Below are 21,125 nucleotides of genomic sequence, written 5' to 3' on the forward strand. Positions count from 1 at the left end.
CTGACATCCGAAAGGACGACCCCGCGATGACGACGGGCAGTTCGAGCACATCGAGTACGTCGAGCACGGGAAGACCGGACGCCGACGGCGCCGGCATCAGCACCTTCAAGGGTCAGGACCGGGCCCTGCGTGCCGGCCGGCTGGGCACGGGAGGGCTGCTGCTGTCCGTCCTCGCGGCGACCGCCCCGCTCATGGTGGTCGCGGGTGTCATGCCCACCACATTCGATGTGATGGGGATCGTGGGGCAGCCGCTGCTCTTCGTCATCCTCGGCATCGTCCTCGTGCTCTTCAGCGTCGGGTACGCCGAGATGAGCCGGCACGTCCACAACGCGGGCGCCTTCTACGCGTACATCTCGCGCGGTCTCGGCGGCACCCCGGGCGCGGGCGCGGCCGCGGTCGCCCTCGTGGCCTACAGCGCACTCCAGGTCGGCATCTACGGACTCTTCGGCTTCGAGGTCTCCGGACTGTTCTCCACCTACCTCGACACCGAACTCGTCTGGTGGATACCGGCGTTGGCGGCCGTGCTCGTGGTGGGCGCGCTGGCCTGGCTGAAGATCGACGTCAACGCGTGGGTGCTCGGCGTGCTGCTGATCATCGAGGTGGCGCTCGTCATCGTCTTCGATGTCGCGGCCATCGGCGATCCCGCCAAGGAGGGTCTGTCGCTGCACGCCTTCAACCCGGACACCCTCACCGGAGCGGGCGTCGGCACCGCGCTGTGCTTCTGCATCGCGGCCTTCACCGGCTTCGAACAGGCCCCGGTGTACGCCGAGGAGACCAGCCGCCCGCACATCCTCGTGCCGCGCGTCATGTTCCTGGCCATCGGCTTCGTCGCCGTCTTCTTCGCGATCAGCTCCTGGGCGCTCACCATCGCCACCGGCCCCTCCGCGATCGTCGGGACGGCACACAAGCAGAGCGCCGGGCTGCTGTTCTTCCTCACCGAGTCACGGCTCGGCTCCACCTTCACGGACGTCCTGCACGTGCTGTTCGTGACCGGAATGTTCGCGGCTCTGCTCAGCTTCCACAACGTCGTCGCGCGGTACGCCTTCGCCATGGGCCGCGAGGGTCTGCTGCCCACCGCCTTCGGCCGCACCTCCGAGTCCAGTGGTGCCCCCGGCACCGGCTCGCTCCTGCACACCGTCGTCTCGCTGATCGTGGTCGGCGGATTCGCCCTGGCCGACGACAAGCCGACCGGCGACCCGACCGCGCCCGTGCTCCAGCTCTTCACCTGGGGCGGCAACGTCGGTGCGCTCGGCGTCACCCTCCTGATGGCGGCCGCCTCGCTCTCGGTCATCGTGTTCTTCGTCCGCCGCGGCGCGGCCCGCGCCCAGTCCTGGCGTCTGGCCACCTCCGCGATCGCGGGCATCGCCCTGCTCGTCATCGCGGTCTACACGGTCAAGGACTTCGACGTGCTCGTCGGCGCGGGTCCGGACTCCGTCCTGAACGTGCTGCTGCCCGCGGTCATCGGGGTCGCGCTGGTCGTCGGACTCGTCCAGGGTCTGGTGCTGCGCTCCCGCAAGCCCGAGGCGCACGCCCGGATCGGCCTCGGCAACGAGGCGTTCCAGTTGGACAAGGCGGCCGAGACCGCCTCCTGATGAGGCCCTGACGTCCTCTCCGCGGCCGATGTTCTCGGACCGTAGGTGAGAAGAGATGACGGAATGCTGACGAGCACCCGCCACCGCTGGCCTTTTGGGGGTCGCGGGTGCTCGAATCAAGAGGTGAACACTGAAAGGCCCGGGGAACCGGACCCGGAGCGACCGAGGTCGCGGGAACCGGAACGGCCGGAGCGGCCCGAGTCCCGCGAGCCGGAACGGCCCGAGCCGCGGGCTCCCGAAGAGCACGACGAGCAAGAAGAACGCGACGAGCAGGAAGAGCGCGAGGAACACGAAGAGCGCGAGGAACCCGGGGAGCATGGCCGGCCCATCGGCCGGCGGGTGCTGCTCGGCACGCTCGGACTCGGCGCCCTCGGCGTCCTGACCGCGCCCACACTCCAGCGCGGTATGGACGCCTTCCTCGCCGGCGCCTCCCAGCGGGACCCCACCGGTCTGACGGGCCTCCTGCCCAACGGCGGCGGCTTCCGCTACTACTCGGTGGCCGCCTCCGTCCCCCACAAGAACGAGACGGACTACCGTCTCACCGTCGACGGCCTGGTCGACCACCCCACCAGCTACACCCTCGCCGACCTGCGCGCCCTGCCGCAGACCCGGCTGGTGCACGACGTCCAGTGCGTCACCGGCTGGCGGGTGCCCGGCACCCCCTTCGAGGGCGTACAGCTCTCCCACCTCCTCGACGCCGCCGGGGTGCACCACACGGCCGGGGCGATCCGTTTCACCTGCTTCGACGGCACGTACTCGGAGAGCCTCACCATGCGCCAGGCCCGCCGCCCGGACGTCCTGGTGGCCCTGCGCATGCAGGACAAGCCCGTCGGCCACAACCACGGCGGCCCCGTCCGCCTCTACGTGGCCCCGATGTACTTCTACAAATCCGCCAAGTGGCTCTCCGGTATCACGGTCACCAAGGACGTCCGTCCCGGGTACTGGGAGGACCGGGGGTACGACGTCGACGCCTGGGTCGGCCGTTCGAACGGACGCGACGATGAACCCACGAGTTGACGGCCCCCCGGCCGTGTCCGCGCACTCCTCCCACGTACGGCGCTTCACCAGGGCCGAGCACTGGGTGCACCGGGTCACCGCGCTGCTGATGGGGGTCTGCGTGGCCACCGCGGCCTGCCTCTACATCCCCCAGTTCGCCGAACTCGTCGGCCGCCGCGAACTCGTCGTCCGTGTCCACGAGGTGGCCGGGGTGATGCTTCCGCTGCCGATCCTGGCGGGCCTGGCCTCCCGCGCGTTCCGCCGTGACCTGGGCTTCCTGAACCGCTTCGGTCCGCACGACCGGGTGTGGCTGCGGGCCGCGCTGCGCCGCGACAAGGACCACCGGTCCCGTCCCGCGGGCAAGTTCAACGCCGGACAGAAGATCTACGCGGCCTGGATCGCCGGGGCCACGCTGGTGATGCTGGGCACGGGCCTGCTGATGTGGTTCACCCACCTCACCCCGCTGATGTGGCGCACCTCGGCGACCTTCGTCCACGACTGGCTGTCCCTCACCGTCGGCATCGTCCTCGCGGGCCACATCGGTATGGCGCTGGGCGACCCGGAGGCCAGGAGGGGCCTGCGCACGGGGTCGGTGAGCCGCGAGTGGGCCGACCGCGAACATCCGCTGTGGCGGCCGTGAGCGGGGGCTGACGACGAAGAAACGGGCCGCGGGGAGGGCCGAACTCGGCTCTCCCCGCGGCCCGTTCACCGCCGGACGGGCCCTGGACGCGGCCGGCCCCGGCGCTCCACGACCGCTCTGGACGACCGGCCCGGACGACCGCCCTAGATGACCAGGGACAGCAGCAGCACCAGTCCTCCGGCCACCACCGAGATGATCGTCTCCATGACGGACCAGGTCTTGACGGTCTGGCCGACGTCCAGGCCGAAGTACTCCTTCACCAGCCAGAAGCCGGCGTCGTTGACATGGCTGAAGAAGAGCGAGCCCGCACCGATCGCCAGGACGAGCAGGGAGGTGTGGGCGGTCGACATGTCGGCCGCGAGGGGCGCGACCAGACCGGCCGCCGAGATGGTGGCGACGGTCGCCGAGCCGGTCGCGAGACGGATCGCCACCGCGATCAGCCAGGCCAGCAGCAGCGCGGGGATCGACCAGTCCTTGGAGATCTCCAGGATCATCTGCCCCACACCGGAGTCGATCAGGGTCTGCTTGAAGCCGCCGCCCGCGCCCACGATGAGCAGGACGCCGGCGATGGGCGCGAGGGACTTCTCGACGGTCGTCGAGATGCGGTCCTTGGTGAAGCCCGCCGCCCGGCCCAGCGTGAACATGCCCACGATCACGGCCGCGAGCAGGGCGATCAGCGGCGCTCCGACGACGTCGAAGACGCGCTGCGTCCGGTTCGCCGGGTCGTCGACGACGATGTCCACCAGCGCCTTGGCCAGCATCAGCACCACGGGCAGCAGCATGGTGGCGAGGGTCGCGCCGAAGCCGGGGCGCTTCTCCAGGTCCTCCGAGGCGCGCTGCGGGACCATGCGGTCGGGGGCCTGGACGTCCACCCAGCGGGCCGCGTACCGGGAGAACACCGGACCGGCGATGATCACCGTCGGGACGGCGACCAGGACACCGAGGGCGAGGGTGAGGCCGAGGTTCGCCTTGACGGCGTCGATCGCGACCAACGGGCCCGGGTGCGGCGGAATCAGACCGTGCATCACGGACAGGCCCGCGAGCGCCGGGATGCCGATGCGCATCAACGAATAGTTGCCGCGCTTGGCGACCATCAGGACCACCGGGATCAGCAGCACGATGCCGACCTCGAAGAACAGCGGCAGACCGATCACCGAGGCGATCAGCACCATCGCCCACGGCAGGGCGCGCCCGCCCGCCTTGGCGAGGATCGTGTCGACGATCCGGTCGGCGCCTCCCGAGTCGGCGAGCAGTCTGCCGAGGATCGCGCCGAGGGCGATCAGGACACCCACGCCGGCCACGGTCGAGCCGAGCCCGGTCGTGAAACTGACGATGACCTTGTCGAGCGGGGCACCGGCGAACGCGCCGAGGGCCAGTGAGCCGATGGTCAGGGCCAGAAAGGCGTGCAGCTTGAACTTGGTGATGAGCAGGACGATGACGGCTATGCCCGCCAGCACGGCTATGCCCAGTTGAGCGTGGCCCGCCGAGGTGATCGGTTCGACGGTGTCCGCTGCCAGCGTCTCGACACTGAGTCTGGTCACGGGGGTTCCCTTGCTTGAGAAACGGACGCGGGGAAGGTGGTGCGCGAGAAGGCGCGCGAAGCGGTGCGCGAAGAAGGTCCTACCGGACGGAAGGACCGGCACCGGTGGAGAAGGCGCCGCCGCTTCGTGGGGCGGGCGGCGCGTCGATGGAACAGGCGCTGTTGTGAGGGCCGGGCGTTACGGCCGTAAGCGCGGACCCGGCGTCAGGGCCGGGGCGGTGCGAGGCCGTCGAGCGCCGCTGCGGCCCGCTCGCTGATCTCGGCGGGGTCGCCGGACACATCCACCTGGACCCCCGCCTCGTCCGCCGCCAGCGGCTGGAGCGTGGCGAACTGCGAGTCCAGGAGCGCCGTGGGCATGAAGTGCCCCTTGCGGTGCGACATCCGGTCCTCGATGAGTTCGCGGTCCCCGGTGAGATGGACGAAGACGACCCCCGGCGCGGCCAGCCGCAGCCGGTCCCGGTAGGCGCGCTTGAGAGCCGAGCTGCTGACCACACCGCCGAGCCCGGCCCGGTCGTGCGCCCAGCGCCCGATGGCGTCCAGCCACGGCCACCGGTCCTCGTCGGTCAGGGGCGTCCCGGCCGTCATCTTGGCGATGTTGGCCTGCGGGTGGAAGTCGTCGCCCTCGGCGTACGGAACGCCGAGCCGGGCCGCGAGCAGCGGGCCGACGGTGGTCTTCCCGGTGCCTGCGACGCCCATGACCACGACGACATGGGGGTTGGGGCTCTGCTGCATCGCGCTCTCGCTGTCTTCGTCGACCTCTGATGTCGACGCCACTGAAACGTATTAGGTACGACTAATTCAAGAGTGTGTGACATATAAGTCTGACTTTTTGTTCGTGACGTCAGCCTCGTACGCTGGTTTCATGACCACACGGGGCCGGGGACTGCACGGACACGTACTGGAGTCCCTCGGGCCGGCGATCACGGCGGGCGAATATCCCCCGGGGAGCGTGCTGCGCACCGACGAACTCGCGCAGCGCTTCGAGGTGTCGCGTTCCGTGATGCGCGAGGCGGTCCGCGTCCTGGAATCCATGTATCTGGTCGAGTCCCGCCGCCGCGTCGGCGTGACGGTCCGCCCCAAGTCCGAGTGGAACGTCTACGACCCTCAGGTCATCCGCTGGCGGCTGGCCGGTGCCGACCGTCCCCACCAGCTCCGTTCGCTCACCGTGCTGCGCTCGGCGATCGAACCGGTCGCCGCGGGACTCGCCGCCCGGCACGCCACCGCCGAACAGTGCGCGGAGCTCACCGAGTGCGCGCTCGGCATGGTCACCACCTCACGCGGGCAGCAGCTGGAGGCGTACCTCGTCCACGACGTCGCCTTCCACCGGGTGATCCTCAACGCGTCCGGCAACGAGATGTTCGCCCGCCTCGGTGACGTCGTCGCGGAGGTCCTGTCCGGCCGGACCCATCACGACGTCATGTTCGAGGACCCCGACCCCGCCGCCGTCACCCTGCACGTCCAGCTCGCCGCGGCCGTCCGCGAGGGCGACGCGCCCCGCGCCGAACGGCTCACCCGCGAGATCACGGTCGGCGCACTCCAGGAACTGGACGTCCTGGCCCCCTGACGGCCGCCGCGCCTTGCCGTGGACGGTCAGTCGAGGAACTCCCCGTCCACATACACCCAGGCCCCGTCCACCCGCTCGAACCGGCTCAGTTCGTGCAGCGAGCCGCCCCGGTAGGAGGCCCGGAAGGTCACGGTCCCCGTGGTGTGGAACGCCGAGCCCTGACCCGTGCCGAGGATCTCCAGGCCGGTCCAGCGCATACCGGGGTCGAACTCCACCCGGGCCGGCCGGGTGCGCGGATGCCAGGTGCGCAGCAGGTACCCCTCGTCCTCCATGACGAAGGCGCAGTACCGCGACCGCATGAGCGCCTCGGCACTCGGCGCCGCGGCCTCGCCCCGATGGAAGCGACCGCAGCAGCGCGCGTACGGCCCGGCGAGCCCGCAGGGACAGGAACGGCTGGTCATCGCTTCACTCCCCCCGGACCCGCGCCGGGTCCGCGTTCGTGGGCGGATAGGTGGGCCGGGCCGGCATCTGCGTGGCCGGCAACGGCGGGGCCTGCGCGGGCAGCGGCGGCAGCGCCGTCTCGTACAGCCACGCCGCGAAGAGGTCGTCCAGAGGCTCGGCCGCGTAGCGCGAGACGTGCGCGGTGAAGACGGACGTGGTGACCGCGCCGCCCCGGTGCAGCGTCGCCCAGCCGCGCAGCATGCGGAAGAAGGCGTCGTCGCCCATCGCGCAGCGGATCGCGTGCACCGTGAGCCCGCCACGCTCGTAGAGCCGGTCGTCGAACATCAGCTTGCGGCCCGGGTCGGACAGCAGCAGGTCCTGCGGCAGCGCGGACAGCTTCCGGTGCGCGGCGGCGGCGAGCTGGCCCGCCGGGCGCCCGCCCGAGCGCTCCGACCACAGCCACTCGGCGTACTTCGCGAGCCCCTCGTTCAGCCAGATGTGCCGCCAGTCCGCGATCGTCACGCTGTTGCCGAACCACTGGTGCGCCAGCTCGTGCGCGATCAGCCGCTCCGAACCCCGCGCCCCGTCCAGATGGTTGGCGCCGAACAGCGAAAGACCCTGAGCCTCGACCGGGACGTCGAGCTCCTCCTCCGTCACCACCACGGCGTACTCGCCGAACGGATACGGACCGAAGACGGTCTCGAACAGGTCCATCATCGCGGGCTGCCGCGCGAAGTCCCGGGAGAACTCCGGCAGCAGCTGCGCGGGCAGATGCGCCGACTGCGGTACGCCCCCGAGGCCCGGGTCGCCGAGCAGCACCGTCTGGTACTTGCCGATCGACAGGCCCACGAGATAGCTGGAGGTCGGCGCCGACTGCTCGTACACCCAGGTGGTCGTCGACGCCTTCGTCGTCCGCGTCAGCAGACGCCCGCCCGCCACCACCGCGTACGCGGAGGGCGTGGTGACCGAGATCTGGTACGCGGCCTTGTCGGCCGGCCGGTCGTTGCACGGATACCAGGACGGTGAGCCGACCGGCTGGCTCGCCACCAGCGCCCCGTCCTCCAGCTCCTCCCAGCCGATCCCGCCCCAGGGACTGCTGACCGGCTTGGGGTTTCCCGACCAGTGCACCTCGACGGTGAACGCGGCGCCGGACCGTATCGGCTTCGGCGGACGGACCCGCAGCCTGCCGCCCCGGTGCGTGTAGTGCGGCGCCTTGCCGTCGACCCGGACCCGGCCGATCCGGAAGTCGGCCAGGTTCAGCTGGAACTCGGTCAGCGAGCGGCCCGCTATGGCGTTGATCCGCGCGGTGCCGGAGAGCCGGTTCGGGCCGGGGCGGTAGTCCAGCGCGAGCTCGTACCGGTGCACCCGGTAACGGGAATCTCCGTTGGCCGGGAAATAGGGGTCCGGTCCCGCTGTCTGCTGAACGCTCACTGCTGCGACTGCTCCCTGCCCTGTGCTCGACGTGCCGCTGTACCGCCCTTCGTGTCCGATCAGGTCAAGTCTGCTACGAACGCCAGGCCTCGATCGGATTGCCCAGCCAGCGGGTGTCGTCGGGAACGGACTCCGCCGCCATCACCAGCGACGCGGGACCCAGCGTGGAGCGGGCCCCGACGGTGCTGCCGGGCAGGACGATTCCGCCCGGACCCAGGGTGGCGCCCTCACGGAGGACCACAGTATCCGTCCGCAAGATCCGGTCGTGGAAGAGGTGGGTCTGCAGCACACAGCCACGGTTGACCGTCGTCGCGTCCCCGAGCGTCACGAGGTCCGTCTCGGGCAGCCAGTAGCTCTCCACCCACGCGCCCTTCCCGATCTTGGCGCCGAGCCCCCGCAGCCACGCGGTCATCAGCGGCGTACCCGGCACGGCTCCCGCCAGCCACGGCACCGCGACGACCTCCACGAAGGTGTCGGCCAGCTCGTTGCGCCACACGAAACCGCTCCACAGCGGGTGCTCACCGGCGCGGTGCCGGCCGACCAGCGTCCACTTCGCCACGACGGAGAGCAGACAGCCGAGCACACCCACGGCGAGCAGCACGGCCCCCGAGAACGCCCACGCCCACGGCCCCAGCGCACACAGCGCGGCGACCGTCAGCACGGCCAGCGCCGCCGAGCAGAACACCGGCACCAGCCGGCACAGCTCCACCAGACCGCGGGCCCACAGCAGCCGGGCCGGCGGGTCGTAGGTACGGCTCTGGTCGCCGCCCTGCGCCGCGCGCGGCAGCTTCATCGGCGGCAGCCCCAGATACGAGCTGCCCTTCTTCGCCTTCTTCGGCGTCGCCGACAGCACGCCGACCAGACCGCCGTCCGGCACACTGCGCCCCGGAGCGGTCATCCCCGAGTTGCCGAGGAACGCCCGGCGGCCGATCTCGGCCCGCCCGATCCGCATCCAGCCGCCACCGAGCTCGTACGGCGCGGTCAGGGTGTCGTCGGCCAGGAACGCGCCCTCGCCGACCGTCGTCAGACTCGGCAGCGCGAGCACGGTCGACACCTCGGCGCCCCGGCCGATCCGCATGCCGAGCAGCCGCAGCCACACCGGCGTGATCAGCCCGGCGTACAGCGGGAACAGCGTCTCGCGGGAGCGGTCCATGAGCTGCGTGACCGTCCAGGCCTGCCAGCCGATCCTGCTGTGCGTCGGATGCGTGCCCTCGTGCAGCCCGAGGCTCAGCAGCCGCACGGAGACCAGGAGCAGCAGCGCGTACGCCAGACCGAAGGCGAGCGTCGCCGGCACCAGCGCGATCCCGGCACCGCGCAGCGCCGCACCGAGCCCGGCGTCCGCGCTCACGAACACCCGGGCCACCAGCAGTGCCGCGACGGCGGCCACGACGGGCAGCGCGCTCAGCGCGAACCCGGTCGCGCCGTACATCGCCCGCCAGTACGTGCCGCGCTGCGGCCGGTCCTTGGGCCACGCGCGCTTCGCCTTGCCGAGCTTGCCCGCGGGCGCGCCGGCCCAGCGCTGCCCGGTCGGGATCTGCCCCACCACGGCGGAACCCGGGGCCACCTCGGCACGCTTGCCGACCCGGGCCCCGGGGAAGAGGATGCTGCGCGTTCCGACCACGGCACCGGCGCCCACCTTGACCGGGCCGATCTCCAGCCGGTCACCGTCCAGCCAGTACCCCGACAGGTCCACTTCGGACTCGACGGCGGCACCCCGGCCCAGCTTGAGCATGCCGGTCACCGGCGGCAGCGAGTGCAGATCCACGTCCGGGCCGATCCTGGCGCCCAGGGCACGGCCGTACCGCTCCAGCCAGGACCCGGTCAGCGAGGTCGCGCCGCTGAACGCGGCGAGCCTCTCGGCCGTCCAGAGCCGCAGGTGGACGCTCCCGCCGCGCGGGTACCGGCCGGGCTTCAGACCGCGCAGCAGCAGCCGCGCACCGCCCGCGGCGACGGCGAGCCGCCCCGGCGGGCTGAAGAGGACGAGCGCACCCGCGCCCACCAGCCACCACGAGGTGCTCGGCGCCCACGGATACGGACCGAACCAGTGCAGAACGTTGCCGAGCGCGGCCAGCGCCACGGTCCAGCGCAGCCCGAGCAGACCGAACAGCGGGATCAGCACGAGGAGCTGGATCAGTTTGGCGCGCAGCGGGACCGGCGCGACGATCCGCTCGGCGCCGTCGTCCTGGCCGGACTTCTCCAGATGCCGGGCCAGCTTGCGCAGCACGGGCTGCTGATAGACGTCGAGCACGGCGGCGTTCGGGTAGCGGGCGCGCAGCCGCGTGGTGAGCTGGGCGGCCGCGAGACTGCTGCCGCCGATCGCGAAGAAGTCGTCGCCGGCGCCGCCGACGGGGATGCCCAGCACCTCGCTCCACTGCTCCGCGAGCCAGGCCTCGGTGCCGTAGAGCTGCTCCTTGGCACCGGCGGTCTCCAGACCCTCCAGCGGCCAGGGCAGCGCGTTCCGGTCGACCTTGCCCGACGTCCGCGTCGGCAGGTCCTCGACCGGGGCGATCAGCGGCACCAGCGCGGCGGGCAGTTCGGCGCGCAGCTTCTCGACGGCGGCCGCCTGGTCCCAGCCGTCCTGGGTCACGACATAGCCGACCAGGAGCTGATTGCCGCCGCGCGCGGTCCGCACCGCGGCTGCCGCGCCCGCGACACCGGGCAGTGCCTGGAGCGCCGCGTCCACCTCGCCGAGCTCGATCCGGCGCCCGCCGAGCTTGATCTGCTCGTCGGCCCGCCCGAGGAAGATCAGTCCCTCGGGCTCGGCCTTGACCAGGTCACCGCTGCGGTACGCCCGCTCCCAGCCCAGCGACGCGAGCGGCGCGTACTTCTCGGCGTCCTTCTCGGCGTCGAGATAACGGGCGAGCCCGACCCCGCCGATCACGAGCTGGCCGCTGGCACCCATCGGGACCAGCTCGCCGGCCTCGTCGACGACCGCCAGCTCCCAGCCGTTCAGCGGCAGCCCGATGCGGATCGGCTCGTCCCCGGTCAGCAGCGAGGCACAGGCCACGACGGTCGCCTCGGTCGGCCCGTACGTGTTCCAGACCTCCCGGCCCTCGGTCACCAGGCGCTGCGTCAGCTCGGGCGGGCAGGCCTCACCGCCGAAGATCAGCAGCCGGACGTCGTTGAGGGTCTCCGGCTCCCACAGGGCGGCGAGGGTGGGCACGGTGGAGACGACGGAGATGTCCTGCTCCGCCAGCCAGGGCCCGAGGTCGGCGCCGCTGCGCACCTGGGAGCGCGGCACGGGCACCAGACAGGCCCCGTACCGCCAGGCCAGCCACATCTCCTCGCAGGAGGCGTCGAAGGCGACGGAGAGGCCCGCCATGACCCGGTCACCGGGAGCGATCGGCTCCTCGGTCAGGAAGAGGGCCGCCTCCGCGTCCACGAAGGCGGCGGCGCTGCGGTGGCTCACGGCCACCCCCTTGGGCTTGCCGGTGGAGCCCGAGGTGAAGATGATCCACGCGTCGTGCTCGACGCCGGGCCGCCCGGCGGGAACCTCGGAGCGGCTGTTGACGGTCAGCTCGTACCCGGCGCCGACGACCGCGCGCACCTCAGCCTCGCCGAAGACCAGCTCGGCCCGCTCGTCGGGGTCCTCGGCGTCCACCGGGACATAGGCGGCGCCGGCCGCGAGGACGCCCAGGATCGCCACGTACAGCTCGTTCGTGCCCGACGGGACCCGGACACCGACCCGGTCGCCCCGTCCGACCCCGGCCTCAGCGAGGCGCCACCGCACGGCCTCGACCTCGGCGGCCAGGGCGCGGTAGGTGAGGGCGCGCCGGCCGTCGTCGAGAGCGGGCTCGTCGGGGTACGCCCGTACGGAGGCGTCGAAGATGTCGACGAGCGTGCGGGGCGAGGCGGCCGAACCGGCGGAGAAGCGCGCCTGGACACCGAATTCCGCACGCACCTCGTCGTCGGACAGCGCGAGTGCGGGGCCTTGCTGGAGGGCTGCCATCGGGTCCTCACGTGTTGTTCCCGGAGACTCCGGGGAGCCGGTGGGCCCGCAGGTACGCCTGGGGATATTCCGGTCCAGCTCCGAACAAGCCTGCAATTTTAGTACGACGCTAGCCTCGGACCTGGAAATCAGCGATGCGAGGCCACCACAGGGGGTGTCCCGACCCCTGGTTCCAGCGCTGTGACGTGGGAATATGTCAGCGTGACGAGATCTGCCCCACATCTTTCCGTGACAACGCGAACACGCCGAGCGAGGGCCCCGATTCGATGATCGGGACCCTCGCTCGCAGGTGCTGCCGGGTGGCGTGGCGGCCACGGACCGCCGCGCCACCGGTGCGCCGTTCCTCGGTGTGATCCGTCCGGGTCAGCCCGTGCTGCAGGAGACCGTCGGCCAGGTCCAGGTGCCGTTGGTCTGGACGGTGACGCCGAAGGTGTTGCCGCTGCCGTTGGGCTTGGCGGTGAGGACCTGGGCGCTGGGGTAGCTCGCGCTGATGTTCCAGGTCGCGATGATCTTCTCGGGAGCCGGGACGTTCATCGTCACGGTCCAGGCGCTGGAGCCGGTGACCGTCACGTCGAGGTTGTACCGGTCGCTCCACTGCTGGCCTGCGGAGAGCGTCGCGGTGCACCCGCCACCGCCACCGCCACCGCCGCCACCCGTGCCGCTCCCGTCGGGGGCCACGGCGCGGCCGGTCTGCGGAGAGATCATCCCGGCGCACAGACCGCGTGAGGCCAGTCCCTGAGCGATGCGCGGGATCGCCGCGATCGTGTTGGCCGGCCAGTCGTGCATGAGGATGATCTGGCCGTTGGTGAGCCGGCCGGCCGCCTGCACGATCGCGTCGGTGCTCGCGCCGTTCCAGTCCTGCGAGTCGACGTCCCAGATGATCTCGGTCAGGCCGTACTTGGCCTCGACCGCCTTCAGCGTCGCGTTGGTCTCCCCGTACGGCGGACGGAACAGTTTCGGGGTGCCGCCGCCGGCGGCCGCGATGGCCTGCTGGGTCCGGGAGATCTCCGAGTCGATCTGCGCCTGGCTCTGCTGCGTCAGATGCGGATGGGTGTAGCTGTGGTTACCCACCCACATGCCGGCGTCGATCTGGGCCCGTACCTGGGCGGGGTTGGACGCGGCGTACTGGCCCTCGTTGAACATCGTGGCCCGCAGCCCGTTCTGCTTGAGCGCGTTGAGCAGGTTCGGTGTGGTGCTGGAGGGCCCGTCGTCGAAGGTGAGCCCGACGTACCCGCTGCAGGCGGCGGCCCGCGCCGGTACGGCGTCGAGGGCGAGCGGGCTCGCGGCGGCCGTCGCGACGACGGCCAGTCCGGTGATCAGCGAGCGTAACGAGCGATGCGGGCCGTACCTCATGCGCAATCTCATGTGAAGTGGTCCTTCGGTCTCGGGTGTCGGGGGTCAGCTCGTGCTGCAGGAGACCGTGGGCCAGGTCCAGTTGCCGTTGGACTGGATGGTGACGCCGAAGTTGTTCCCGCTGCCGTTGGGTTTGGCCGTGAGAACTTGGGCGCTGGGGTAACTGGCGCTGATGTTCCAGGTGGAGAGGATCTTCGCGGGGGACGGCACGTTCATCGTCACGGTCCAGTTGCTGGACCCGGTGACCGCGACGTTGAGGTTGTACCGGTCGCTCCACTGCTGGCCCGCGGACAGGGCCGCGGCGCACCCGCCGGTACCGCCACCGCCCCCGCCGGAGCCACCCCCGGAACCGCTGTCGCCCAGCGTGATGTTGGAGTTCCCGCTGCTCTGGTATCCCTCGGTGGCGAGGATCATGTAGTAGTTGAAGCTGCCCAGGTTCATCCCGGCGCGGGCCCAGGCGTCGAAGTGGTTTCCGGTGGTGATGGTTCCACCGGTCCTCTTCGACTGCCGGACGCTCCAGTACTGGTCGAAGGTGCGCGTGCCCTCGACGGAGGGGGCGTTGGTCCGCGTCGTCTTGTAGATGTCGTACGTGCCACCGTCGCTGGTGACCGTGCCCATGAACGTGCCCGTGGGCCGGTAGGTGCCCCAGTTGTCGACGATGTAGTACTCCACGAGCGGGTTCGACGTCCATCCGTAGAGGGACAGGTAGCCGTTGCCGGACGGGTTGAAGGTGCCCGAGTAGGTCACACTCCTGCGTCCGCCGTTGGCCCAGCCCTTGCCGGCGACGAAGTTCCCGGTGTTGCTCCATGACGTGCTGTAGTTGCCGCCGGAGCCCAGGTTCATGGACACGGTTCCGGGGCTGTCGGTCCAGAACGAGTAGTAGTACCCGTTGTTGGTGCCGGTCTGGTTCGAGCTGACGACCGTGTCGGCCTGGGCGGTGCCGGGCAGGGTCATCGCGGCCACGGCGACCAGCAGCAGGGTGCAGACACCGCTGATGAGCAGCCGGAAGTGACGGAACGCCCCTGAACGACCGCTGCTGCGGCTCGACGGGTGTGCGGGTGCGTCGATCATGTGCGTGTTTCCTCCTCGTCCTCGTGAGGCCGGTGGGGGCCGGGCAACGTGACACGACTGTGCGAGGGGCTGTGCGAGGGACTTCGCGAGGGTCGCGGAACAGGAGTGACGGCGACCGCGCGTCGGCGTCGCGCACCACGGCCGGACTGTGCTCTGTGAATCGCGAACAGTGTTGATCTGGCCCTGTCAACTGTCAATACTTTCGGCGTGACAGTCGAAACATTCGTCGGAGCCTGTAATCAGGAGAGTGGTGTTTCTCCTGGCCAGAGGTCATAGGTGCCATCTGTTGGAGCGCTCGATCGTCGAACCCATTCCCCTCAAGATCAAAAAAATGGGGTGACTCTTCGAAAGTTTCGAAAGGTTTCCGGATCGCCTTGTGCGGTGAGGCCGGGGATCGGAATCGGGAATCGCCTGAAGAGGCGGACAGGGCTGCGGTCCGCCCGGCTGGTCGCACCGGGGTGCGGCATGGCCTGAAAGCGGCACGGCCGGGAAACGGATCGCGCTTCCGGCCGGCTGCTGCGCCACCGTCGGAGGACGGGCGACCCGGCCCGCGCCCCGGAGTCCTCCCACGTGGTTCGAGCAGTCGTTTCGTTCGGGGTGATTTATGGTGGCTCAAGGAGTTTGCCCCTACCGGAGGTGCAATGGTGCGCGCCGCGGCAGCGATCGTCTCTCTGGCTGTCGGCGTGGCGCTCATCGTCGCGACATCGGCTTGTGACCAGGGCGGTTCCGGGTCGCCTAAAACCCACTACGGCGACTGCCCGATCTCGGGACATTACGGGGAGTTTCACCTGTCGCCCAGGACGGCGGGCGCGCTCACGGTCAAAACGACCCTGCCCGCGCCCGGCTGGTGGAACGGCGACACGCCGGACTCCATCAAGAACGGCTACGAGTACTGCATGGCCGCCAACATCGCCTATCGGTCCGGACTCGACCGGGTGAAGGTCGAGAACGCCCCCTTTCCGGAGGTCGTGTCCGGCCGGACCAAGGACTTCGACCTGGCCCTGGCGCAGATCACGATCACCCCGGAACGGAGCAAGGTCGCCGAGTTCTCCCCGCCCTACCTCTCCTCGACCCTGGGAGTGCTGATCAGGGACGGTGAGAAGATCGGCGAAGACAACATCCGTGACGTCCGCATCGGAGTGGCCGAGGGCACCACGGGCGAGGAGTTCGTCAAGAACCGCCTCAAGCCGACCAAGCCCGTCACCGCCTTCCCCAACGACCCGGCGATGGTCACGGCGCTGGAGAAGGGGCAGATCGACGCGGTCGTCCACGACACGACGATCCTGCTGGCGTATCCCCAGAAGCGGCAGGGCAGGGTGCGCCTCGTGGGCCAGTACAGGACCGACCAGGGTTACGGCGCCCTGTACCCGAAGGGGTCGGCCAACAAGGACGAGCTGGACCGGGTCATCACGCAGTTGATCGACGACGGAACGCTCACCAAACTGTCGGCTGTCTATCTCGGGGCCGCTTTCGGCCAGGACCCGGCCAAGATCCCGTACTTCACGGTCGGCGGCAGCTCCTGAACGCTCCGGGTGTGCGCGCACCAGGGGCGGCGGTCGGGTCTCCGTCCCGCTTCACAGGTCCGCCATCCACAGACCGCTCAGGTCCCCGGCGGCTCCGGCGTCGAGCGACTGCTCAGCCCAGATGATCTTGCCCCGGTCGGTGTACCGGGTCCCCCAGCGGCGGGACATCTGAGCGACGAGGAACAGACCACGTCCCCCCTCGTCGGTGAAGGCCGCGCGGCGCAGATGCGGGGAGGTGCTGGTGCCGTCGGCGACCTCGCAGATCAGGCTGTCGCCGTCGCGCAGCAGCCGCAGACTGATGGGGCTTCCTCCGTACCGGATGGCGTTCGTCACCAGTTCGCTGAGGATCAGCTCGGTCGTGAAGACGGCCTCGCCGAGCCCCCAGGATTCCAGCCTGCGGGTGGCCTCGGCGCGGATCCGGGGGACGGCCGCGGGATCGTCGGGCACCTCCCACTCCTCGACCTGCTCCGGGTCGAGCAGCCGGGTGCGTGCGACGAGCAGGGCGACATCGTCACTCGACCTGGTGCGCAGCATCGCGTCGAGCACCACCCGGCAGGTGTCGTCCGGGGTGGCGCCCTCCGTGCCGGCGAGTGCCTTCCTCAGCATGCCGAGCCCGATGTCGATGTCACGGCCTCGGGCCTCGACCAGGCCGTCGGTGTAGAGGACCAGCCGGCTGTCGGCGGCCAGCCGGAGGACGGCCGTCTCGACCGGCAGACCGCCTCCCACGCCGAGTGGCGGGGCGACGGGGATGTCCGGGAAGGACACCGAGCCGTCGGGCGAGACCAGCGCCGGACCGGGATGACCCGCCCGGGCGAGAACACACCGCCCGGAGACCGGATCGTAGACCGCGTACAGGCAGGTGGCACCGGTGACGGCCTCGGTGTTGCCCTCGGCCGCCGCGTCCTGGTCGATCCGGGTGATCAGGTCGTCCAGATGCGCGAGAAGCTCGTCCGGAGGCAGGTCCAGAGCGGCGAAGTTGTGCACCGCGGTCCTCAGGCGACCCATCGTCGCGGCGGCGTGCAGACCGTGTCCGACGACGTCGCCGACCACCAGGGCCACCCGGGCCCCCGGCAGCGGGATGACGTCGTACCAGTCGCCGCCCACCCCCGCCTGGGCGGGCAGGTACCGGTGCCCGACCTCCAGGGCGGACAGCTCGGGGAGCGTGCCGGGCAGCAGGCTGCGCTGGAGGGTGACGGCTGTGGTGTGCTCGCGGGTGTAGCGGCGCGCGTTGTCGATGCAGACGGCCGCGCGGGCGGCCAGTTCCTCGGCGGGGGACAGGTCGTCCGACTCGAAGGGGTCCTGTTCCGAGCGCCAGAACTCCACGACCCCCAGCAATTGGCCTCGGGCCTGGAGCGGCACCGAGATCATGGAGTGGATACCGAATTCGATGACCTTCTGGGCCCGCTCCGGGTCCTGGGCCCGCCATCCGTCGGCCATCGCGAGGTGCTCCACCAGGACCGGCCGGCCGGTCGTCATACCGATGGCCACGGGGTTGCCGGGCACGAAGCGCTGAGGCGTCCCGACAGGGTGAAGGGGCGCGTCCTCCCGGATGCCCGCGGCCGCGATGCGGCGCATCTCCATACTCGTGCCGGTCGGTTCACCACCTTGCAGCACGGACTCCGCCAGCTCGACGGTGGCGAAGTCGGCGAAGCGCGGGACCGCCACCTCGGTCAGCTCCTCGGCGGTGCGCTTTATCTCCAGGGTGGTGCCGATCCGCGTGCTGGCCTCGTAGAGCAGCCGCAGGCGCCCGCCCGCCAGGTCCGCCCGGCCCGCGAGGGCGCGCAGCTCCGTGGTGTCCCGCAGGGTGGCCACGCTGCCCCCGTTCGGGCCCACCGGCCGCACGTTGACCGCGAGCAGGGTTTCCCCGGCCAGGAAGACCTGGTCGGTGGCCGCCCGGCCCGATCCCAGCAGTGCGGCCAGGGCCGGGCTCAGCCCGAGTCCGGTGACCGGCCTGCCCTCGGCCTCCGGCGGCAGTGCGAGCAGCCGGCGCGCCTCGTCGTTGACCAGCAGCAGCCTTCCGTCACCGTCCAGAATGATCACGCCTTCCCGGACCGCGTGCAGCACCGCGTCGTGGTGCTCGTACATGCGGGTCATCTCCACCGGCCCCAGGCCCCGGGTCTGGCGCCGCAAACGCCCGCTGACCAGTGCCGACCCACCCGCGGCCAGCAGCAGCGCGACGCCGCCGGCGGCGAAGAGCACAGGCAGCTGGTTCTGCACCACACTGGTCACCTTGTCCACCGTGACCCCCACGGTGACGAGGCCGACCGCGGTCCCCTTCTCGTCGAAGACGGCCACCGTCGAGTCGACCGCCTTTCCCAGACTGCTGTCGAACGTGGTCTGGTGGGGCTCGCCCTGGAGCGCCTGGCCGTAGGAGGTGGAGACGTGCTTCCCGATCTGGGACGGGTCGGGGTGGGTCCACCGGAAGCCGTAGGGGCTCAGCGCCACGACGTAGTCGACGCCGGTCTTCTTGCGCACCGCCTCGGCATGTGGCTGGAGTGCCGCTGTCGGGTCGTCGCTCTTCATCGCGTCCGCGGTACCCGGGGCGTTCGCGAACGACTCGGCCGCCACCAGCGACCGGTCGCCGGCTTCCTGGATCGCGCGGTTGCGGTCCTGGATCACGAGCACCACCACGGCCGTGGCGATGAGCAGCAGGACGACCACCAGTTGCAGCAGGAAGACCTGACCGGCGACGCTGCGCGGCTTCCGCGACGAAAGCCAGCGTCGGACGGCCGAATGGTGACGGGCCTTCGGGCCGGGTTCCGGCGGCCCGGCCTTCGGCGGCACGTGCTCGCGCCGTCGGCTCGCCGGGACGTATCGCCCAAGTTTGCCCATTTTCTCAGTATCAGTGACCGACCCGTCGGGCGCGGCTCAGGACGGGCCCCGGCTGGTCCGGTCGGGCCGGTGCCGCGGCATGCGGAGCCATCCGCAGGGGGCCCGAAGGCTCCAGGAACGAAAAATTACCGGTGAGTCAGATGACTCACCGGTAATTCGTGAACGTATCGAGGGTGATCTCATGAACGCTCATTGATGCTGGTGTCCGAGGGGGGACTTGAACCCCCACGCCCGATAAAGGGCACTAGCACCTCAAGCTAGCGCGTCTGCCATTCCGCCACCCGGACAAGGTGTCTGTCGCGCGGGTTTCCCTCGCGGCGACAGAGGAAACATTACCAGGCTTTCGAGGGCCCTCGATCACCCCCCGTCGCCGCGTGAACGGCGTGTGACGGCTGGGGTCGGCCTTGGGCGGGGAAGTGGATCGGGGAGAGGATGAGGGGGACCACCAGCGGCGACAGCGGGAGGAAGCAGCGTGAGCGAGAGCGGCACGACCAGGAACGTCACGGGCGAGGACGAGGTCGTGGACCTCTGCCGTGAGCTGATCCGGATCGACACCAGCAACTACGGGGACCACTCGGGCCCGGGGGAGCGCAAGGCCGCGGAGTACGTCGCCGAGAAGCTCGCCGAGGTCGGACTGGAGCCGCGGGTCTTCGAGTCGCACAAGGGCCGCGCCTCCACGGTGGCCCGCATCGAGGGCGAGGACCCCTCACGGCCCGCGCTGCTCATCCACGGCCACACCGATGTCGTACCGGCCAACGCGGTGGACTGGACGCACCACCCGTTCTCCGGCGAGATCGCCGACGGGATGGTGTGGGGCCGCGGCGCGGTCGACATGAAGGACATGGACGCCATGACGCTCGCGGTCGTACGGGAGCGGATGCGCTCCGGCCGTAAGCCTCCGCGGGACATCGTCCTCGCCTTCCTCGCCGACGAGGAGGCGGGCGGAACGTTCGGCGCCCGGCATCTGGTCGACAAGCACCCGGACCTGTTCGAGGGCGTCACGGAGGCGATCGGCGAGGTCGGCGGGTTCTCCTTCACGGTCAACGAGAAGCTGCGGCTGTATCTCGTCGAGACCGCGCAGAAGGGCATGCACTGGATGAAGCTGACCGTCGACGGCACCGCCGGCCACGGTTCGATGATCCACAAGGACAACGCGATCACCGAGCTGTCCGAGGCCGTCGGGCGGCTCGGCCGGCACAAGTTCCCGGTGCGCGTGACGAAGACCCTGCGGCACTTCCTCGACGAACTCGGCGACGCGCTGGGCACCGAGCTCGACCCGGAGAACATGGACGAGACGCTCGCCAGGCTCGGCGGCATCGCCAAGCTCATCGGCGCCTCCCTCCAGAACACCGCCAACCCGACGCAGCTCGGCGCCGGTTACAAGGTCAACGTGATTCCGGGACAGGCCACCGCGCACGTCGACGGCCGCTATCTGCCGGGCTACGAGGAAGAGTTCCTCGCCGACCTCGACCGCATTCTCGGCCCCCGGGTGAAGCGCGAGGACGTGCACGCGGACAAGGCCCTGGAGACCGGCTTCGACGGTGCCCTCGTCGACGCCATGCAGACCGCGCTCTCGGCCGAGGACCCGATCGCGCGGGCCGTGCCGTACATGCTCTCGGCCGGCACCGACGCCAAGTCCTTCGCGGACCTCGGGATCCGCTGCTTCGGGTTCGCCCCGCTGAAACTGCCGCCGGAGCTGGACTTCGCCGGCATGTTCCACGGTGTCGACGAGCGGGTGCCGGTGGACGCGCTGCAGTTCGGCGTGCGCGTACTGGACCGTTTCATCGACGCGTCGTGAGGCGGCGCGGGCGGGCTGTCGTGACGCGTCACGGACGGCTCGCCCGCGCCGCGGCGCGGGCGGGTTGCGGGGTGTTGACGCCGACATTCGCCCGCGCGTGCGGAGATCGCCCGGGACGGGTGAATGCGACCATAAGCCCATAGCCCTACTACTTCCTCCTCGTTACAGGTGTTGCGATCCGCTGCTTGGGATCGCATTTGCCTACAAGGAGGAATAATGATCAAGAAGATCGTCGCCGCCGCGGCTGCCACTGGTGGCCTGGTTCTCGCGGGTGCGGGCCTGGCCGTCGCCGACTCGGGTGCCCAGGGTGCCGCCGTGCAGTCCCCGGGCGTCGTCTCCGGCAACGTCATTCAGGTGCCCGTTCACGTCCCGGTGAACGTTTGCGGCAACACGATCTCCGTGATCGGCCTGCTGAACCCCGCCTTCGGCAACACCTGCGTCAACCACTGACGTCG

15 protein-coding genes and 1 tRNA gene are annotated in these 21,125 nt (G+C 70.5%); 7 read left to right on the plus strand and 9 right to left on the minus strand.

Features of this window, described 5'->3' with window-relative positions; all coding sequences use genetic code 11:
* Positions 1-26: 26 nt before the first annotated feature.
* The 3 genes from ACIQRL_RS21615 to ACIQRL_RS21625 all read left to right on the plus strand — a co-directional run bounded on the left by ACIQRL_RS21615 (position 27) and on the right by ACIQRL_RS21625 (position 3,228).
* A complete protein-coding gene (locus tag ACIQRL_RS21615) occupies positions 27-1,592 on the plus strand; it encodes an APC family permease (RefSeq protein WP_401333705.1) in 1,566 nt (521 codons plus the stop codon).
* A 327-nt stretch (positions 1,593-1,919) separates the two neighbouring features.
* Positions 1,920-2,609: a molybdopterin-dependent oxidoreductase gene (locus tag ACIQRL_RS21620; RefSeq protein WP_401334444.1), complete on the plus strand. Its 690-nt coding sequence runs from the start codon at positions 1,920-1,922 to the stop codon at positions 2,607-2,609.
* Complete coding sequence (locus ACIQRL_RS21625; RefSeq protein WP_401333707.1) at positions 2,593-3,228, plus strand: cytochrome b/b6 domain-containing protein; 636 nt, start codon at positions 2,593-2,595, stop codon at positions 3,226-3,228. The genes ACIQRL_RS21620 and ACIQRL_RS21625 overlap by 17 nt, the downstream gene beginning before the upstream one ends.
* 143 nt (positions 3,229-3,371) lie before the next feature.
* Here the strand turns inward: ACIQRL_RS21625 and ACIQRL_RS21630 are convergent, their stop codons facing one another.
* Both ACIQRL_RS21630 and ACIQRL_RS21635 read right to left on the minus strand, forming a co-directional pair.
* On the minus strand, positions 3,372-4,769 hold the full coding sequence (locus ACIQRL_RS21630; protein ID WP_401333709.1) for a GntP family permease: 1,398 nt from the start codon (positions 4,767-4,769) through the stop codon (positions 3,372-3,374).
* A gap of 203 nt (positions 4,770-4,972) precedes the next feature.
* Complete coding sequence (locus ACIQRL_RS21635) at positions 4,973-5,500, minus strand: gluconokinase (protein ID WP_401334447.1); 528 nt, start codon at positions 5,498-5,500, stop codon at positions 4,973-4,975.
* A 130-nt stretch (positions 5,501-5,630) separates the two neighbouring features.
* Here ACIQRL_RS21635 and ACIQRL_RS21640 point away from each other — a divergent pair, with 130 nt between their 5' ends.
* Positions 5,631-6,332: a FadR/GntR family transcriptional regulator gene (locus tag ACIQRL_RS21640; RefSeq protein ID WP_401333711.1), complete on the plus strand. Its 702-nt coding sequence runs from the start codon at positions 5,631-5,633 to the stop codon at positions 6,330-6,332.
* 26 nt (positions 6,333-6,358) lie between these two features.
* Here ACIQRL_RS21640 and ACIQRL_RS21645 read toward each other — a convergent pair whose 3' ends face one another.
* From ACIQRL_RS21645 to ACIQRL_RS21665, 5 genes are all read right to left on the minus strand, one after another.
* Positions 6,359-6,733, minus strand: a complete 375-nt coding sequence (locus ACIQRL_RS21645) for a YchJ family protein (protein WP_401333714.1) — start codon at positions 6,731-6,733, stop codon at positions 6,359-6,361.
* A gap of 4 nt (positions 6,734-6,737) precedes the next feature.
* Entirely contained in the window at positions 6,738-8,144 is a 1,407-nt protein-coding gene (locus ACIQRL_RS21650) for a M1 family metallopeptidase (protein WP_401333715.1), read from the minus strand.
* 73 nt (positions 8,145-8,217) lie between these two features.
* Positions 8,218-12,093 (minus strand): Pls/PosA family non-ribosomal peptide synthetase, encoded by a 3,876-nt coding sequence (locus tag ACIQRL_RS21655; RefSeq protein ID WP_401333718.1) that lies wholly within the window; start codon positions 12,091-12,093, stop codon positions 8,218-8,220.
* 363 nt (positions 12,094-12,456) lie between these two features.
* Positions 12,457-13,446 carry a polysaccharide deacetylase family protein gene (locus ACIQRL_RS21660; protein WP_401334449.1) on the minus strand — a complete coding sequence of 330 codons (990 nt, stop codon included), beginning with the start codon at positions 13,444-13,446 and terminating at the stop codon, positions 12,457-12,459.
* A gap of 45 nt (positions 13,447-13,491) precedes the next feature.
* Positions 13,492-14,514, minus strand: coding sequence for a glycoside hydrolase family 11 protein (locus ACIQRL_RS21665; protein ID WP_401334452.1), 1,023 nt, complete (start codon positions 14,512-14,514; stop codon positions 13,492-13,494).
* A gap of 644 nt (positions 14,515-15,158) precedes the next feature.
* Here ACIQRL_RS21665 and ACIQRL_RS21670 point away from each other — a divergent pair.
* The gene (locus ACIQRL_RS21670) at positions 15,159-16,040 is read left to right on the plus strand and encodes an ABC transporter substrate-binding protein (RefSeq protein ID WP_401333720.1); all 882 of its coding nucleotides are present in this window, start codon (positions 15,159-15,161) and stop codon (positions 16,038-16,040) included.
* A gap of 51 nt (positions 16,041-16,091) precedes the next feature.
* Here the strand turns inward: ACIQRL_RS21670 and ACIQRL_RS21675 are convergent, their stop codons facing one another.
* Positions 16,092-18,872 carry a SpoIIE family protein phosphatase gene (locus ACIQRL_RS21675; RefSeq protein WP_401333723.1) on the minus strand — a complete coding sequence of 927 codons (2,781 nt, stop codon included), beginning with the start codon at positions 18,870-18,872 and terminating at the stop codon, positions 16,092-16,094.
* Positions 18,873-19,071: 199 nt separating this feature from the next.
* A tRNA-Leu gene (locus ACIQRL_RS21680) sits at positions 19,072-19,159 on the minus strand.
* Between the two features lie 185 nt (positions 19,160-19,344).
* Between ACIQRL_RS21680 and ACIQRL_RS21685 the strand changes: the two genes are divergently transcribed.
* A complete protein-coding gene (locus ACIQRL_RS21685; RefSeq protein ID WP_401333725.1) occupies positions 19,345-20,670 on the plus strand; it encodes a M20/M25/M40 family metallo-hydrolase in 1,326 nt (441 codons plus the stop codon).
* Positions 20,671-20,886: 216 nt separating this feature from the next.
* Positions 20,887-21,120 (plus strand): chaplin ChpH, encoded by a 234-nt coding sequence (gene chpH, locus ACIQRL_RS21690; RefSeq protein ID WP_261709374.1) that lies wholly within the window; start codon positions 20,887-20,889, stop codon positions 21,118-21,120.
* The last annotated feature ends 5 nt before the right edge of the window (positions 21,121-21,125 follow it).

The sequence above is a fragment of the Streptomyces sp. NPDC091209 genome (genome assembly GCF_044757755.1).
Taxonomy (GTDB): Bacteria; Actinomycetota; Actinomycetes; order Streptomycetales; family Streptomycetaceae; genus Streptomyces.